The following is a 16,333-nucleotide window of genomic DNA, read 5'->3' as shown; positions in this document are numbered from 1 at the left end:
TTCCGCCCTGACGGCGGCTCACTTTCGAAAAGCGCGAAAGTAAGCAAAGCGCTCTTGCCCCACCACTCGGCACCTCGCCTAGGCTCGGTGTGCCCGTAATCCGCCAGTGATTTGGGGGGCCGCCGCCACGCGCCATCCATGGCGCGGGGCGGCTAAACCGGCATCCCTGCCGGTTTACCCCCCAAATCCCTGTCGAATTCCGGCCAGCGTGGTTTGACGGGGCGCCTAAGATCAAAAGCAGATCAAGAGCGACTCGCTTCGCATCGTGGTTACCCATGGTCAGGAGCCAACACTTGTAGCTGGACAGGGCGACTAAAAAGCGGAAACGACTGTCGTATTAAATAAGTGTCAGCCGTTTCCTTAAAATTTAGCTATGCAGAGACAAACTGTAGTCAGAATTTTCTTCATGCCGTTAGAAGATTTTTTTGGCTGTATATATTCTGTAAAAGACACTTCCATCTTCGCTGTACGAAACTTCTGTTTTATTCAAAAAGGACCGAAAAGTGCCTGGGATCGCTAAGCTTGAGCGTGTTCAGGTGCTTTTTTTCGCAATCCAAATGGGTGTTGGGGCGAGAGAGAGTCGTTCAAGAGAAAGTTGATGGCGGGTAACAAAGGATGGTTAACGGGGTTGTTTTGTCGCGTTTCAAGTTAGTTCTTTCAAGCATAAATACAGAACTTCAGGTAGTGGCGTTCAAAGGCAGCGAAGCCCTCGATCAGCCTTACTTTATACACATGCAGTTAGTCAGCGAAGATCCTTCCCTTGACCTGGAGGCGTTGCTTCATCAACCCGTTTATCTGGCTTTCGGCGAAGCAGACCAGGGCTTACATGGGCAAATCTACGCCATCGGTCGGGATGATCCCGGTACGCGGCTCACCCTTTATCACCTGACGCTGGCCCCACGCCTGGCATCCCTTGCCCATCGTTGCGACCAGCGGGTTTTTCAGCAGCGCAGCGTACCGCAGATGATTGCCGCGGTCCTCGAACACCACGGTATCTTTGCCGACGCCTACGCGTTTGAGTTGGGGCCGGTGGTGTATCCACCGCGCGCATTTTGCGTGCAGTACAGGGAGTCCGACCTGCATTTCATCCAGCGGCTGTGTGAGGAGGAGGGTATTCACTACCACTTTCGCCACAGCGCGGAGAATCATCTGCTGGTGTTCGGTGATGACCAGACAGTATTTCGACGGTTGCCGGTGCAGCGTTATTCTCCCTCGGCTGATCCATCGCTTGGCCCCCCGGTTGTCCAACGTTTCGACCGGCGCATGGTAACGCGCAGCCGGCGCACCGTACGCCGTGACTATGACTTTGAGCACCCTTCGTTTCGCCTGCATGACCAAGCCGGTGCCGGGCCGGTCGATCCTTTGGAAGACTATGGCTACCCTGCCGGCTTTACGGGCCATGCACGCGGTGTGCAGCTGGTACGGCGCGGCCTGGAGCGCCACCAGCGTGATCGCCATCGGGTACTGGGCAAGAGCGATCAACCGGCGTTGTGCAGTGGTCACTTTCTTGAGCTGTGTGATCACCCGGACCCAGCCTGCAACGACTTATGGCTGCTGACTTCGGTGCGTCATGAGGGTTACCAGCCGCAGGTGTTGGAGGAGTCGGTCGTTGATGCCAATGGGTTCCAAGGCTATCGCAACCGGTTCACCGCAACCCCCTGGCGCGCAGTGCATCGACCGGCCCTCAAGCACCCTAAGCCAACGATCAGTGGCAGTCAGACCGCGACGGTAACCGGGCCTGCCGGCGAGGATGTGCACTGCGATGCTTATGGTCGTGTGAAGGTGCGCTTTCACTGGGATCGCGCGGAAAAGGGCGACGAGACCAGCAGTTGCTGGCTGCGTGTGGCGTCCGGTTGGGCGGGTGATGGGTTTGGCGCCATGGTCATTCCACGGGTGGGCATGGAAGTGTTGGTGAGCTTTCTGGAGGGAGACCCGGACCAACCCCTTGTCACCGGTTGCCTGCCCAATGCATCGCATCTGCCGGCGTACCCTTTGCCGCAGCACAAGACACGCAGCGTTCTGCGCAGCCGCAGTTCGCCGGGCGGCGGGGGCGCCAATGAGCTGTACCTTGAAGACCGACGCGGCGAAGAGCTCATTTACCTGCGCGCCCAGCGTGACTTGGAGCAACGGGTGGGGCATGACAGTCGCCTGGAGGTAGAGGGCGATAGCCTGACTCGCGTTGGCCAAAGCCTGGTGATCGAAGCCGGGCAGCAGGTTCACCTCAAGGCCGGTGCCAGCCTTGTTATTGAGGCCGGTGCGCAACTGAGTTTGAAGGCTGGCGGGGAACATTTGGTGATGCAGGCTGGCAGCATCTCAAGCAGCCAGCCCATCACCCTGGGCGGTTCGCCGTCTGCATACCGCTCGATGAACGCCGGTGTGCAAATCTCAGCAGGGCAAGGCGTCATCATGGACTTGGCCAAGCAACTGGGCGCGGACTTTTGCCCTCTGTGTGAATGCTCCCGTGAAGGCCTGTGCGATATCGCGGGGAGGGCGGCTTGATGAACAGCTTGCCCTATCGTTGGATGGCCCAACAGCAGCAGAGCGGGCATCAACTATGCCTTGTGCTTGATGGCAACCACGAGGCTCGCCAACCTCTGCTCGCCGGTCGCGCGCCCTCGCACTATTGCAACCTTTACAGCGAGACCGCTGTGGCGCAGTTGGCGAGTTCAGGCCCGGTCATCGTGTTGATCGAGCGAATGAGTGACCCCGCCCTGACCGACCTGCTGCTACACCCCGAGTCGAACTGGGGTTGGCTCGCCAGCCTGCCGGCCAGCGACCTGGCGGGTATCGCGCGCCATTGGCGCGAGAGACTGCTGGTCGGGCCAGTAGGCCAGCAGGCGCTTTATCGCTTGCACGACAACCGCACCCTGGCCCGTGCCTTGGCCCATCTGGGCAAGGAACATTGGCCTTTCTACCTCGGGCCTCTGATCAGCGTGTGCTATTGGCATGAAGATGATTGGCACCACCACAAAAACCCTGCACCGGGCGACTACCCGGCGCCTGAGCCCCCGCCGTGGCTCGACACACCCAACCCCCAGGCCGAAGCCATCCTGCACGCCAATATCCTGCGCTACCTGCTGGCGGAGCACAGCGAAGACCTGGCGGCATTGGTCGAATTCCAAAACCCCAGGATTTGGCTGGCCCAGGTACTGGAACAAGCGCGCACCTGGCGGTGGCGGGAGCCTGCGCAGCTCGAATTTTTGGTGGTTCGCCGGTTGGCCGAGGCGACTGGTAGCAGTGTTACTCATTGGCAACCGAGGGCAGGCGAGGCGCCTGGGGAGCATTTTGAACGAGTGGTGGCGCAGTGGCACAGGGAGGTAGGGAGCGGTGAGTAAATGGATGGGATTGGTGCTGCTGGTGGCTGGGGTGCTTTCGGGATGTACGGGGAGGGCGGTGGAGCGTTTTACGTTGGAGGTGGATTTGCCGGCGCAATTCGGCCTTGTGGGCGATGCTTCCTACACCCCCGCGGCGGGCGAAACGTGCAAGTTGCCTCGAAGACATGGCAAGCGAGCGGATCTCAAAATATTCAAGGCTGCCAGCAAACCCGTAGCAAATAGAGTGAGTTTCGAGGTGCCAATGACAGAGCGGGTGGAAGGCTGCTCGCTGATGTTACGTAAACTTGTGTTTGCGATTAACGCAAAGTGGGGGGGGCGTTGGTCGGATGTCGGACGAGATTACGCCGCTGTTTATATCCGAGATAGTTGGGAGGACGGAATGTCTTTGATGTCAGAAAGTTATGTCCAAGAGCTTCCTGGGCAATGTCAATGGTTGTTTCGTACTGTTGGCCCCCAGCATGCCCTTATTAAGGGGCTTAAATGCAATTCGCTGAACACCAGCGGACAGCTTACGAAAGCTCGTGCTGGCGGTTATGTGTCCCGTGCTGGATTGCGTGGGAAGACGCTGAGAATGGTGCTGGCGTTAACGGAAGAAGAACAACCAGCAGTGCGAGACAACTGGGTAAAGGTTGTCGGTGGCTGGAAGCGTTGCAGGGGAGAAAGCCAGGAAGACATATTTGCGTTTTGTCGCGGTAATGTCTCTGACTTCAAGGCGTTCAAAATGCCAGATGGGCGTTTATGCAATATTTATCCGACCTGTGATTAATCAGGAGAAACCTCATGGAACAAGCTGCATGGAAGCAACAGTTTTTCAACGACAGGATGCCTGCTTGCTCATTGAGTGGGGATTGGTTGACCTTCTGCTTAGTCGATGAAACGGGAAATGGAAAAAGTTATGGGGGACTGCCTTACACCCTGCGTGACGTTGCTGGTCAGCAATACAACGGTCGGTTGAACGGGGAGGGGTTTGCCCGAGTGGAGGGCTTTTTCTGTGGTCCCGTAATTCTGATGATGGAGGAGCGCTATTCAGGTCGGGAAACGCTCTATCACTCGCTCATGACACGTTCATTCTATGCATTGCCTATCACTGAGTTGCAAGTGCGTGCCGAGCAAACCCAGTTTCTTGATAACCACGATCAGATTGTCGAAAAAAATCCCGCACGCCCAAATGCAGATCATTTTTATCAGGTTGAAGTGAGTGACCTGGTTCGACATAGCGCTCACTTGCCGCCCCTGTCGTCACAGGCTCACCGTCCAATGCGGCATGCACTCAAGATGATGGCAGACCTTGGTTTTGGACCTCCCGAGTCTTCCTTCAAGGGGTTGGTGCTCTTTCCGAAAAAATTCACGATGTTGCAGGTGCGACCTCTAAGAGCATTACGGCCAATCCTTTCTACACAGGATCAATTTTGCGCATTGAACCTGTACCAACTGGCGTTAATGGCAACATTAAGCTATTGCGAGTTTGGCCAAGACCCTTCAGCAGAACCTAAGGATAAAGTCAGTTTTCCTTGGCATCCAAGTATCGGAAATTTGTTTTCCGAACGCTTGTCATGTCATCGGGAGGCGTGGAGGTTTGACTCAGAGCAAGTGCAACGATTTTATCCATTGTATGAAGACGTAGCTTATTCCCGTCGTTTCGAGGTTTTGCCTTTTGATCCAGAGCTGTACGGGCAGAATGCCAATGCGCATGATCTCGAGCATCCGGAGCGGATACACTTTTTTAACGATGTAGAGTTTGGAACAGATACTCAAGCATTCATTTGTCATCACGATGAAGTGGTGCTTATTGCTGTACGCGGCACCGCTAGTGGTGCCGATGTTCTACGCGATGCAAACGCCCATCAAGTCCCATTCATCGAGGGCGTTGGAAAAGCCCATCAAGGTTTTTATCAGGCATTTCAGGCCATACATAATTTTGTATCGGGTTACCTTTTTCGATATCACAGCAGTCAACGAATTATCATTTGTGGCCATAGTCTTGGGGGGGCTATAGCACTCTTATTGGCAGAGGCCCTACGCCGCACACCAGATCGAGATTACGACCCACTCCTCTACACCTACGGCGCCCCACGCGCCGCCGACGCCGAATTCACCGCCGGTGCCTCAACCCTGGTCCACCACCGCATCGTCAACCACAACGACCCCGTCCCCAGTGTCCCGGCGCCCTGGATGAACACCACCGCCAAGCTCTGGATTCCCGGGGCCATCACGCTATTCAGCAACCCCGCACCCGGTGGCCTGCTGTTCGCCGCAGGGCTGGTGCGCGTGGGCGGCAACCCCTATCGGCATCACGGTGAGCAATATCACTTCATGCCGATCACGCTCCCGGATGGCAGCCACTCTTCAGTGCTATGGAAGCCTGGATGTGAATCCATCGAGGAGGCAGGTTGCAACCGCGCATTGCAACTGCAAGGCGACATGCCCGGTCGCGATAATTTGCTGAGGCAACTATTCCAAGCCGACCAGCACTTCATGACCACCAGCTACGTCCCCGCAGCCTGGGCGACATTGCGCCGCTGGCAACAAACCCTGGAGAGTGAGGGCCCGCTGGTGACCCAGCGGGAGTTCGAGCTGCTCGACCGGGCCTTCGAAGGCATGCGCGAGCAACTGCGGGCCAAGCGGCGTGAACTGGCTCAGCGGCGCCCAGCCAATGATCGTAGCCATGAACCCACCGATGCCTTGAACGCAGAGATCGACCGTTTGCACACCAGCCGCGAGCGCTTGGCAAGCCTGCGCTGGCGTCGCCTGCAAGCCCACGATGTCTACGGCAGCCATGCCCGTTCTGCACATCTGCAATCGAGCCTCAAACGTTGGTTCAGCCACCGCGAGAATCGTGAGCCAGCGCAATTTGCCAGCATCCCGCCGCCGTCCCAGAATGAACAGGCACGGGCGCAAACGCTGGATATCGACTCAGTCGTCTAACCGACGCGATTACATAAACTCCACCCGGGCCGGTTGCCGTTTCATCAGCACCTTGCCGTTGCGGATCGAGTACAACGGCAGGCCCTGGCTACGTATGACTTCGTAGTCGCTGTCGGCCGACAGGATCAGCAGGTTGGCCGGGCGACATGCTTGCAACCCATAGCGATCGCCCAGGGCCATGGCCTTGGCACTGTTGTCGGTGACCAGATCCAGGGCGTTTTGCAAATTGCGGTAACCGAGCATATGGCAGATGTGCAGGCCGGCCTCCAGCACTCGCAGGATATTGCCGTTACCCAGCGGGTACCAGGGATCGACGATGGAGTCCTGGCCGAAACACACGTTCATGCCGGCCTCAAGCAGTTCGTTGACGCGGGTGACGCCGCGGCGTTTCGGGAAGTTGTCGAAGCGGCCTTGCAGGTGGATGCTTTCGGTGGGGCACGAGACAAAGCTGATACCGGAATGCCCCAGCAGGCGAAACAGCTTGGCGCAGTAAGCGTTGTCGTAGGAGCCCATGGCCGTCGTGTGGCTGGCTGTCACGCGGGCACCCATTTCGCGGCTGCGGGCTTCTTCTGCGAGGACTTCGAGAAAGCGTGAGTGGGGATCGTCGGTTTCGTCACAGTGCACGTCCACCAGGCAGCCGGTGCGTTCGGCCAGGTCCATGAGGAACTTCACCGAACTCACGCCTTGGTCGCGGGTGTATTCGAAGTGGGGGATGCCACCGATCACGTCGGCACCCAGGCGAATGGCTTCTTCCATCAGTTCGCGGCCATTGCGGAATGACTCGATGCCCTCCTGGGGGAAGGCGACGATTTGCAGGTCGATCAGGTGGGTGCTCTCTTCACGTACCTCCAGCATGGCCTTGAGTGCGGTGAGGTCTGGGTCGGTGACGTCGACATGGGTGCGCACATGCTGGATGCCATGGGCGGCGAGGGCCTGAATGGTTTTTTTGGCCCGCGCCTTGGTGTCTTCCTGGGTAATGGTGGCCTTGCGTTCACCCCAGCATTCGATGCCTTCAAACAGCGTACCGCTCATGTTCCAGCGCGGCTCGCCAGCGGTAAGCGTGGCGTCAAGATGGATGTGGGGTTCGACGAAGGGCGGTATCACCAGGTTGCCGGCGGCGTCCAAGTCGCCGGCCATCAGCGTTGGCACCCCGGTTTGCGCAGTGATGCTGGCGATCCGGCCGTGTTCCAGGTGCAGATCATGCAGGCCTTCACGGTTGCGCAGGCGGGCATTGATGATGTGCATGGTCAAGTTCCTCTTGGCTAAAAACAATCAGGCAGACAGCCGCCAGATCCTCAGGGCGATACCGATGTCCAGGCGGTCATGGCGCGTAGTATGGCGCTGAGCAGCACATAGGTCAGCGATGCGGCAACAATTCCCACCAACGGCGCGACCCACGGCGAGTTGAACGCGACCACGGTGCCCACCCCATACGCGATCAGACCTGGCCAATTGAATGCCGGTAAGTGAGCTTCCGCCAAGCGCGGATATTGGCCGCGATAGCGATAGAAGAAGTCCGCCATGATCACGCCTCCTATCGGTGGGATGACCGTGCCCAGCAGGATCAGGTACGGCACCAACAGGTCGTACATGCCGAACAAGGCGAGCAAGGTGCCGATCACCGCGCCGGCCAGGGTCACGCTCTTGCGACGCTGGGTACGCAGCAGGTTGCAACCGGCGACGGCGAAGTTGTAGATGGTGTTGTCCTGGGTGCTCCAGATATTGAGCAGCAACATCGCCATCGCCGCCGTGGCGAAACCTTGCAGCAGCAAGACTTCCACCACATCCGGTTGCTGATAGACGATGGCGCCATAGGCCCCGATCAGCACCATCAAGCCGTTGCCGACAAAAAAGCCGATCAGGCTAGCCAGCACCGCAACCTTGGCCGAGCGCGAAAACCGTGTCCAGTTGGTGGCCTGAGTTGCCCCGCTGACAAAGGTCCCGAACACCAGCGTGATGGCGGTGGACAAGTCCAGTTCAGCGCTGGGCACCACTGCCAGCAGCCCCTCCAGCCCGCCGACCTTCACGGTGGCGACCCACATCGACAGCAGCAACAGAAGCCCCATGGCCGGCACCGCGATGTACGACAGGATTTCCAAGCCGCGATACCCCACGTAGGCGGTGGCGCAGAACAATAAGCCAAACACCAGCATCAGCCCCAGCACACTGCCCGGGCTCAACTGGAAATACTTGCCCAATACCACGGCCGCCGTGGCCGTGCCCCAGGCATACCAGCCGATCTGGGTAAAGCCGAGGATCAAGTCACTGAGCTTGCTGCCCACTTCGCCAAAGCAGAAACGCCCCATCAACACCGAGTTCAAGCCGCTCTTGAACGCGATGTAACCCAAGCCTGCGGCGTAGATACCCAACAACAGGTTACCCAGGACCACGACGCCGAGCATGTCGATGAAACTGAACGCCACCCCCAGCTTGCCGCCGGCGAACATGGTCGCGGTAAAAAAGGTGAACCCCAACAACACCATGGCCGTAGAGGCCAGACCCTTGCGCGCGTGCAAGGGGACTTCGCTGAGAGGGTAGTCGTTGCCGGGGTCTTGCTGCGTCATGGGGCTGCTCCCTGAGTGGTGACCCAGGTCGCGTGCATCCTGCGTGCCAACGTAGATGCGGGCAGGTATGCGCTGACGGGAGCAAGCCCTTTATAAGGCCGCCCCCTCCCAATCAGCGCAAAAGCAGTGCAGCGGTGAGCCAAACTGGCTCAGTCGAACAGCGTTGGCATGAAGCGCATAGTGGGTCTCAATACCCCTTGCAGTCACGCGTCCCCATCAGTCCATCGGTGCTTCAAAGATGGACTCGATGGGCTGCTCGAACACCTTGGCGATCTTGAACGCCAAGGGCAAGCTCGGGTCGTAGCGGCCGGTCTCGATGGCGTTGACGGTCTGGCGCGACACACCCAGGCGCTCTGCAAGGTCAGCCTGGGACCAGCCCAGTTCGGAGCGCAGATGACGCATTTGATTGTTCACTGATAGCGCCTTGAGCCGATGATCGTCGCCACACACCAGACGCCGCCCATGATCGGCCAGACCATGAAGGCCGACATCCGCGGGAAGCCAGCCGTTTCCAGAAAACCGTAGCTGAAGGTGGTCAGCGCCGTGCAGACAAACGCCACCGCAAGCGCTTCGAGCTGGATCTTGCGGCCCATTTCATCCATGGCGTTCAGCCGCCGGATAATCGACACCGCCATCGCGATCATCGGGATGACGGGCAGCAGTGCCAGGGCGATTTTGGCGACGCCGTCGGGCATCGACGACATGTAGACGCTGGAAACCACCACGCACAGTACGTACACCAACAAAATGACAGCGAACTCCATCGGGAAGCGTTTGGGTGACATGATCATCTCCATAAGTAAAGGGTGCTTTACATTAGGTGGTGGTCAATTAGGTGTCAAGCTTGCTTTACATCGTGGTAGGCAGGCATTAAAAAACCACCCGCAGGTGGTTCTTTTCAATACTTGATCACTTACTCGCCGCGATAGATGCAGCCACTGGTGCAGGTCTCGTGGATACGGATCGCACTGAGTTCCGGCAGCAAGGGTTTCAGTTCATTCCAGATCCACTTGGCCAGTACTTCGCTGGTGGGGTTTTCCAGGCCGGGAATGTCGTTGAGGTAGTTGTGGTCGAGGCGTTCATAGAGCGGCTTGAAAATCGCTTTGATCTCCGAGAAGTCGCGAATCCAGCCGGTATGGGGATCCAGGTCGCCGCTCAGGTGGATGGCCACCTTGAACGAATGCCCATGCAGGCGCCCGCATTTGTGGCCTTCCGGTACGTGGGGCAAGCGATGGGCGGATTCGAATGTAAATTCCTTGAAGATTTCCACAGTGTTTTCAGCTCGGTCAGGTGTCTGGCAGGCGGCGAGTTTAACAGCTTGATCAACCTCTGCGCATACCGCCCCTCGGCCGCAGGCACCCATGCGGTCAAAGGGCTAGCAATCGGTCGCCGAGCTTGCCGTTATCCGCCAATGCCAAAAACTCATCCCCCAGCCGTTGGCTCTCGCTCATGGCGGTTTGCCAATATTTGTTGCGGCCAGGGTCATCGCCCATAAAGCGCTTGAAGTCGCTGCGGTCTGGCAGCTTGCCGTGGGGCAGGCGGGCCAGGTAATCCCTGGACGGCGCCAGCAGTAACACATCCTGCAAGCCTTGCTGGTTGCTGCGTCGCCAGGGCAGGCCCTTGTCGAACCAGCCGGGGATGACCCGGTCGGTAAAATGCGGGTACAGCACGATATCATCGCCGTGGTAGGGCAGGTCGAGGTGGTAATCCAGCAGGCCGCCGTCGCGGTAGGTGCCGGCTCCGGCCCCGGGCAGGTCGCGCACGCCTTGCATCACCATGGGGATCGAGCCGGACGCGAGCAACGCCTGGCGCAGGTTGCCCACGTCCAGGGTGAGGAAGCGCGAGGGGAAATCCTTCAGAGGGTGTACCGGTGGCGCCTGACGCGGGTCGTGGATGATCAGCCGCTCGAAATGCCGCGACAGCCGTGCGCGGCCCCGCAGGTTATCGGCAATCACCGACGACAGGCCCAGCCCCAGCCGCCCACGGTGGTCATCGGCGAGCAAGCCGTGGCTCTTGACCACCATGATGTTCAGCCGATAGTCGGGGTTGTCCAGCACCCGCGCATCGCGCCCGGCCAGCAGGTCGTCGAGCATGCGCTGGCAGCTCTGGCTGACTTGGGCCATGGTCACGCCTTTGGCAAAGCGCTGCTCGTTGTACAGGCGGCCCAGGTCGAGCAAACCTTGCACCGGGTCGGGCAGGCAGGCGCTGGCGAACCGCCAGGAGCCGATGGACGCGCCGATCAGCGCCCGCTCGCGCGGCGCACGGCGTAACCAGTCACCGAACAGCGCCAGGTCGAGCCCTTGGATACCCAGGGCCTTGGGGCCGCCGGCCGCACCGGGGAGGATGCCCACGTCGGCAGGCGCAAGGCCCTGCTCGCGGAGGCGGGTGAAGGCGCGTTTGCCGGCCTTGAGGGTCAAGGCCGGGAACTTGATATGGATGGCGGTCATACCGGTCTCTGTTGAGGCGAGCGGGGCAGTATAGGAAATCTCGCAGGCAGTGGGAAAAATGGCTTAACCGGAATTGCCATGGTGGCAATTCAGTTTCAGTTAAGTTGCAGCGCGTACCGTGGCCGACGTAGGAAAACATCATGTAACGGAGACTTATCATGAAGCGCCTCACTGCCCTGGGCGCCGCCGCTATCATCCTCGTTACGGCGACCCCGGCCGCCGCATTGGACCCCGACAAACCACTGATCGTGCCGGCCACTGTTACTATTGTCGCTTTCGATCAATTGGAAGCCACTGCCCTGGCCCTTCACCCTGGTTCGACGCTGCTGGGCACCGACCTGGATGAGGAGTACGGCAAGTACGTCTATGAAGTTGAGCTTCAAGACACTGACGGCATTGAATGGGATGTTGAATTGGACGCGCTCACCGGGCAGGTTCTCAAGAATCATCAGGATACGTAATGAAGGTAAATTTACGCGTCGGCAGTCGCGTGGCGCTGGTGCTCATGGTGTTTTGTTCCAGCCTCGCGGCCCGCGACCTCAACCAGGACGAAGCCCTGGCCTTGCGCCAGCAAGGCGTGATCCTGCCATTGGAACAGCTGTTGCAGCAGGCCATGGCGCGATACCCCGGCTCACGGCTGCTGGAAGCCGAACTGGAAAAGAAACACGGGCAATACGCCTATGAAGTGGAACTGGTGACCACCGAGGGCGTGGTGCGCGAGATCAAGCTGGATGCCACCAATGGCGACCTGATCAAAGATGAGGAAGACTGATGCGCCTGCTCCTGGTGGAAGACAACGTACCCCTGGCTGACGAGCTGATGGCCGGCCTGCAGCGCCAGGGCTATGCGGTCGACTGGCTGGCCGATGGCCGCGACGCCGTGTATCAAGGGCGCAGCGAGCCCTATGACCTGATCATTCTTGACCTTGGCCTGCCCGGTTTGCCCGGGCTTGACGTGCTGGCGCAATGGCGCGCCGCCGCGCTGGCCATCCCGGTGCTGATCCTCACCGCCCGCGATTCCTGGGCTGAGCGTATCGAAGGGCTCAAGGCCGGCGCCGATGATTACCTGAGCAAACCCTTTCACCCCGAAGAGCTGTACCTGCGCATCCAGTCGCTGCTGCGCCGCTCCCACGGCCAGACGAACCAGCCCACCCTGCAAGCCGCCGGCCTGCATTTGGATGAAGGGCGCCAGTGCGTGCTGCGCGACGGCGCCGAGATCCAATTGACGGCTGCCGAATTTCGGTTGTTGCGCTATTTCATGCTGCATCCCGAACAGATCCTGTCCAAAAGCCACCTGGCCGAACACTTGTATGACGGCGAGACCGAGCGCGACTCCAATGTACTTGAGGTGCACGTCAACCACCTGCGGCGCAAATTGGGCCGCAGCGTGATCGAGACCCGGCGCGGCCAGGGCTACCGTTTCGGCGCCACCCCGGCATGAGGTCAATCCAGCGGCGCCTGAGCCTGGGGTTGATCAGCGTGATGGTGATTGTCGGCGTGGTGCTGGCGCAAACCAGCCTGTGGTTGTTCGAGGCAGGTTTGCAGCGCTACCTTGAAGCGGGCTTGCGCAACGACAGCGAAAACCTGCTGGTGGCGCTGGTGCGTGGGCCCAACGGTGTGCAGTTGGATGAGCAACGCCTGTCGCCGGCGTACCAACGGCCATTCTCCGGGCATTACTTTCGTATCGACTTTGCCGATGTGCATTGGCGCTCCCGCTCACTGTGGGACCAGGAACTGCCCCGGCTTCCCACGGCGGGGCTCAAGGGCAACCTGCAACTGGGGCCCGAAGGCCAGCAACTGTTGGTGCTGCGCTCGGACTACAAGCGCTTTGGCCAATCGATTTCCATCAGCGTGGCCCAGGACTACACGCCGGTGCGCGAGAGCTTTCGCCTGATGCGCCAGGTCGGCCTGGTGATGGGGCTGGCGGCGCTGCTACTGGTGCTGGTTCTGCAACGGGTCACGGTGCGCCGTGCCTTGCGCCCGCTGGAGACCGCGCGCAACCAGATCGCTCAACTGCAACAAGGCCAGCGCTCGCAACTCGATACTCAGGTGCCACTTGAGCTGGAGCCCCTGGTGGCGCAGATCAACCACCTGCTGGCGCACACCGAAGACAGCCTCAAGCGCTCCCGCAACGCCCTCGGCAACCTGGGGCATGCGCTGAAAACTCCCCTGGCGGTGTTGTTGAGCGCTGCTTCCAGTGAAGCCCTCAAGGATCATCCGCAGTTGAGCCAGTTGTTGCGCGAGCAACTGGAGCAGGTGCAGCAGCGCCTCAACCGTGAACTCAACCGTGCGCGCCTGGCGGGTGATGCGCTGCCGGGCGCGTTGTTTGACTGTGAACAAGAACTGCCCGGCTTACTGGCCACCCTGCGCATGATCCACGGCGAACACCTGGACCTCAGCTATCAAGTGGCGCCGGGCCTGCAACTGCCCTGGGACCGGGAAGACCTGCTGGAACTGCTGGGCAACCTGTTGGACAACGCCTGTAAATGGGCGGACGCCGAGGTACGCCTGAGCGTCAGTGAGACGTCCCAGGGCTACCGGCTGGCAGTGGAAGACGATGGCCCCGGCATTCCCGAGGCCCAGCGCGACCAAGTGTTCAGCCGTGGCGCACGCCTGGATGAGCAAAGGGTTGGCCATGGCCTTGGGCTGGGAATCGTGCGCGACATCGTTGAGGTGTGGGGCGGGGTGTTGCAGCTGCAGGAGAGTGAGCTGGGTGGGCTCAAGGTGTTGATCGAGTTGCCACGCCGCTGACACTGACACACCACCGCTCAAGATGTGGGAGCTGGCTTGCCTGCGATAGCATCGACTCGGTTTGCCTGAAGTACCGAGGTGTCTGCATCGCGGGCAAGCCCGGCTCCCACAGAAAAGCCTTGCTACATTCAGACCCTGAACTGATCCATCAACCCCTGCTGCTGATTTGCCAGGCTGTTCAACGCCTGGCTGACCCGCGCCGACTCATTGGCCTGCTCCGACAATGACTCGGTCACATCGCGAATGGTCGCCACGTTGCTGTTGATCTCTTCGGCCACCGCGCTTTGCTCTTCGGCGGCGCTGGCGATTTGCAGGTTCATGTCGCTGATCACCGTGACCGCATCGCCAATCTGGCGCAAGGCCGTCACGGCCTGGCCCACCTGTTCGACGCTGCCCTGGGCTTGGCGATAGCTGTTGCCCATGGAGCCGACCACGTCGCTGGTACCGGTTTGCAATTGTTCGATCACCAGGCGGGTTTCTTCCACCGATTCCTGGGTGCGCCGCGCCAGGTTACGCACTTCGTCGGCGACCACGGCAAAACCGCGGCCGGCTTCACCGGCGCGAGCGGCTTCGATGGCGGCGTTGAGCGCCAACAGGTTGGTCTGCTCGGCGATGCCGCGAATCACTTCGAGCACCGAGCCGATCTGTTCGCTGTTGGCGGCCAAGCCTTCTACCTGGGCCATGGCAGTGCTCATGTCGGCGGCGAGCTCGCCAATGTTGGCGGTGGTGCGGTCGATAACGGTCAAGCCTTGGCGGGTCGCCTGGTCGGCATCCCGGGCGGCTTGGGCCGCTTGGGCGGCGCTGCGGGCCACATCCTGGGCGGTGGCGCTCATTTCGTGGGACGCGGTGGCCACCTGATCCACCTGGCGGTACTGCTGCTCCATGCCGGCGCTGGTTTGCGTGGCAATGGCTGCGGACTGGTCGGCGGTGCCGCGGGCATCCTGCACCGAGCGTTTGACCTCGGCAATGATCGGCTGCAGCTTGTCGAGGAAGCGGTTGAACCAGCCGGCCAATTGGCCCAGTTCATCCTGTTTGGCGTAGGCCAGGCGACGGGTCAGGTCGCCTTCGCCGCTGGCGATATCCTCAAGCATGTGCGCCACGCCGAGGATTGGCCGGGTCACGCTGCGCGCCATCAGCCACACCAGAATCAAGCCGACCACGGCGGCGAGCAGGCCCAGGCCCAGTTCCAGCAGGGTGCCTTTGGCGTTGTCGGCGTCCAGCTGGTTTTTCAGCGCTTCGGCGGGGGCGACCAGGACTTTTTCCGGTACATCCAGCAATACGCCCCACGCCTTACCGCCGGGAATCGGTGCAAAAGGCGCCAGTACCTTGAGTTGATGGTCGGTGCGCAGGCTGTGGGTCTGGGTACTGCTGGCCAAGGCACTGATCAACTGAGCGCCGCTGGCCGGGTCGACCTGCTCCAGGCGTTGGCTGAGTTTGCTGGCATCCGGGCTGTAGCCGGCCAGTAAGCCGGTCGGGCTGAGGATGCTGACCTGGGTCTGGCCGTCGTACAGTTTCTGGCTGGCCTGTTGGCTGACCGCCTGCAGGCTGTTGAGGTTGATGTCCACCGACAGCGAGGCGATGACTTTGCCATTGACCATCAGCGGGAACACGATGCTGGTCATCAGCACGTTCTGGCCGTCGATCACATAGAAGTAGGGCTCGATCACGCAGGGCTTGAGGGTCGTGCGTGGGCAAGTGAACCAGGCGTTGGCCTTTTCACCGCTGGGGCCGATGGAGGTGTCGGCCATGTCGCTCTCGGGCAGCGCCATCGAGGTGATTTTCCCCGGTGTCGGTTGCGACCAGTACAGCGCGAAACGGCCTTTGTCATTGCTGCCCAGTTCCGCCTGGTTGGCGAACAGTTCGTCTTTGCCGTCCAGCGCATTGGCTTCGAACACCAGGGACAGGCCGAGCAGGTCTGGGTTGGCCTGCAGGGCGGCCTTGACCTGGCGCGTCAGGTCTTCACGGGTGTCGAAGGCATCGAGAAAGCGCTTCTCGGCCTGTTCGCGCAAAAACAGCACCTGGCGGGAAAAGCCATGGCCGTACTGGTAGGCATCCATGAACTGCTGGCGAATGCCCAGCGCCTGCACTTCGCCTTGGGCTTCAATGCGCGACTGGGCGGCTTCGTCGAGCATCTGCATGCTGGACGCCTTGACCTGCTGCGAGCTCTGCGCCATGCGATACAGCGACAGACCCACCAGCAGGGTCACGATCCCCAGCAGGCACAGGCCCGCCAGCAGGGTGATTTTCCATTGAATGGAGAGCTGCCTGAGCGACATCGGGACATCCTTACCTGAAAGCACATAGAGACAGCG

General features: G+C 60.1%; 15 protein-coding genes. 8 read left to right on the top strand and 7 right to left on the bottom strand.

All coding sequences use genetic code 11. From position 1 onward, the window contains the following. Positions 1-615 precede the first annotated feature (615 nt). Genes tssI through TX24_RS08755 form a run of 4 tightly spaced genes read left to right on the top strand, consistent with a single transcriptional unit; the run spans position 616 to position 6,260 of the window. Positions 616-2,499: a type VI secretion system tip protein TssI/VgrG gene (gene tssI, locus TX24_RS08770; protein WP_057710166.1), complete on the top strand. Its 1,884-nt coding sequence runs from the start codon at positions 616-618 to the stop codon at positions 2,497-2,499. Then, positions 2,499-3,335: a DUF4123 domain-containing protein gene (locus TX24_RS08765; protein ID WP_057710165.1), complete on the top strand. Its 837-nt coding sequence runs from the start codon at positions 2,499-2,501 to the stop codon at positions 3,333-3,335. Before tssI ends, TX24_RS08765 begins: the two co-directional genes overlap by 1 nt. Beyond that, positions 3,328-4,101: a hypothetical protein gene (locus TX24_RS08760; RefSeq protein WP_034135259.1), complete on the top strand. Its 774-nt coding sequence runs from the start codon at positions 3,328-3,330 to the stop codon at positions 4,099-4,101. Before TX24_RS08765 ends, TX24_RS08760 begins: the two co-directional genes overlap by 8 nt. 14 nt (positions 4,102-4,115) lie before the next feature. Then, entirely contained in the window at positions 4,116-6,260 is a 2,145-nt protein-coding gene (locus TX24_RS08755) for a lipase family protein (RefSeq protein ID WP_057710164.1), read from the top strand. Between the two features lie 9 nt (positions 6,261-6,269). Here TX24_RS08755 and codA read toward each other — a convergent pair whose 3' ends face one another. From codA to TX24_RS08725, 6 genes are all read right to left on the bottom strand, one after another. Continuing rightward, positions 6,270-7,505, bottom strand: coding sequence for a cytosine deaminase (gene codA, locus TX24_RS08750; RefSeq protein ID WP_057710163.1), 1,236 nt, complete (start codon positions 7,503-7,505; stop codon positions 6,270-6,272). Between the two features lie 50 nt (positions 7,506-7,555). Then, positions 7,556-8,824: a cytosine permease gene (gene codB / locus TX24_RS08745; protein ID WP_003190253.1), complete on the bottom strand. Its 1,269-nt coding sequence runs from the start codon at positions 8,822-8,824 to the stop codon at positions 7,556-7,558. A 216-nt stretch (positions 8,825-9,040) separates the two neighbouring features. Further along, a complete protein-coding gene (locus TX24_RS08740; protein ID WP_003190255.1) occupies positions 9,041-9,238 on the bottom strand; it encodes a helix-turn-helix transcriptional regulator in 198 nt (65 codons plus the stop codon). Continuing rightward, a complete protein-coding gene (locus TX24_RS08735) occupies positions 9,235-9,609 on the bottom strand; it encodes a hypothetical protein (RefSeq protein WP_003190257.1) in 375 nt (124 codons plus the stop codon). The genes TX24_RS08740 and TX24_RS08735 overlap by 4 nt, the downstream gene beginning before the upstream one ends. Before the next feature lie 128 nt (positions 9,610-9,737). Further along, the gene (queD, locus tag TX24_RS08730; RefSeq protein WP_003190259.1) at positions 9,738-10,094 is read right to left on the bottom strand and encodes a 6-carboxytetrahydropterin synthase QueD; all 357 of its coding nucleotides are present in this window, start codon (positions 10,092-10,094) and stop codon (positions 9,738-9,740) included. A gap of 97 nt (positions 10,095-10,191) precedes the next feature. Next, on the bottom strand, positions 10,192-11,271 hold the full coding sequence (locus tag TX24_RS08725; RefSeq protein WP_057710162.1) for a patatin-like phospholipase domain-containing protein: 1,080 nt from the start codon (positions 11,269-11,271) through the stop codon (positions 10,192-10,194). A gap of 158 nt (positions 11,272-11,429) precedes the next feature. Between TX24_RS08725 and TX24_RS08720 the strand changes: the two genes are divergently transcribed. From TX24_RS08720 to TX24_RS08705, 4 genes are read left to right on the top strand one after another with little or no spacing between them, the layout of a single operon-like run. Next, positions 11,430-11,732 carry a PepSY domain-containing protein gene (locus tag TX24_RS08720; protein ID WP_034135262.1) on the top strand — a complete coding sequence of 101 codons (303 nt, stop codon included), beginning with the start codon at positions 11,430-11,432 and terminating at the stop codon, positions 11,730-11,732. Then, entirely contained in the window at positions 11,732-12,043 is a 312-nt protein-coding gene (locus TX24_RS08715) for a PepSY domain-containing protein (RefSeq protein WP_003190266.1), read from the top strand. The genes TX24_RS08720 and TX24_RS08715 overlap by 1 nt, the downstream gene beginning before the upstream one ends. Then, positions 12,043-12,711 carry a response regulator transcription factor gene (locus tag TX24_RS08710; protein WP_003190268.1) on the top strand — a complete coding sequence of 223 codons (669 nt, stop codon included), beginning with the start codon at positions 12,043-12,045 and terminating at the stop codon, positions 12,709-12,711. The genes TX24_RS08715 and TX24_RS08710 overlap by 1 nt, the downstream gene beginning before the upstream one ends. After that, positions 12,708-14,021: a sensor histidine kinase gene (locus tag TX24_RS08705; protein WP_057710161.1), complete on the top strand. Its 1,314-nt coding sequence runs from the start codon at positions 12,708-12,710 to the stop codon at positions 14,019-14,021. Before TX24_RS08710 ends, TX24_RS08705 begins: the two co-directional genes overlap by 4 nt. A 128-nt stretch (positions 14,022-14,149) precedes the next feature. Here TX24_RS08705 and TX24_RS33040 read toward each other — a convergent pair whose 3' ends face one another. Next, positions 14,150-16,297, bottom strand: coding sequence for a methyl-accepting chemotaxis protein (locus tag TX24_RS33040; RefSeq protein ID WP_057710160.1), 2,148 nt, complete (start codon positions 16,295-16,297; stop codon positions 14,150-14,152). Between the last annotated feature and the right edge of the window lie 36 nt (positions 16,298-16,333).

The sequence above is a fragment of the Pseudomonas lactis genome, from assembly GCF_001439845.1.
In the GTDB taxonomy this organism is placed as follows: Bacteria; Pseudomonadota; Gammaproteobacteria; order Pseudomonadales; family Pseudomonadaceae; genus Aquipseudomonas; species Aquipseudomonas lactis.
This window is presented reverse-complemented; position numbering and strand designations above follow the sequence as displayed.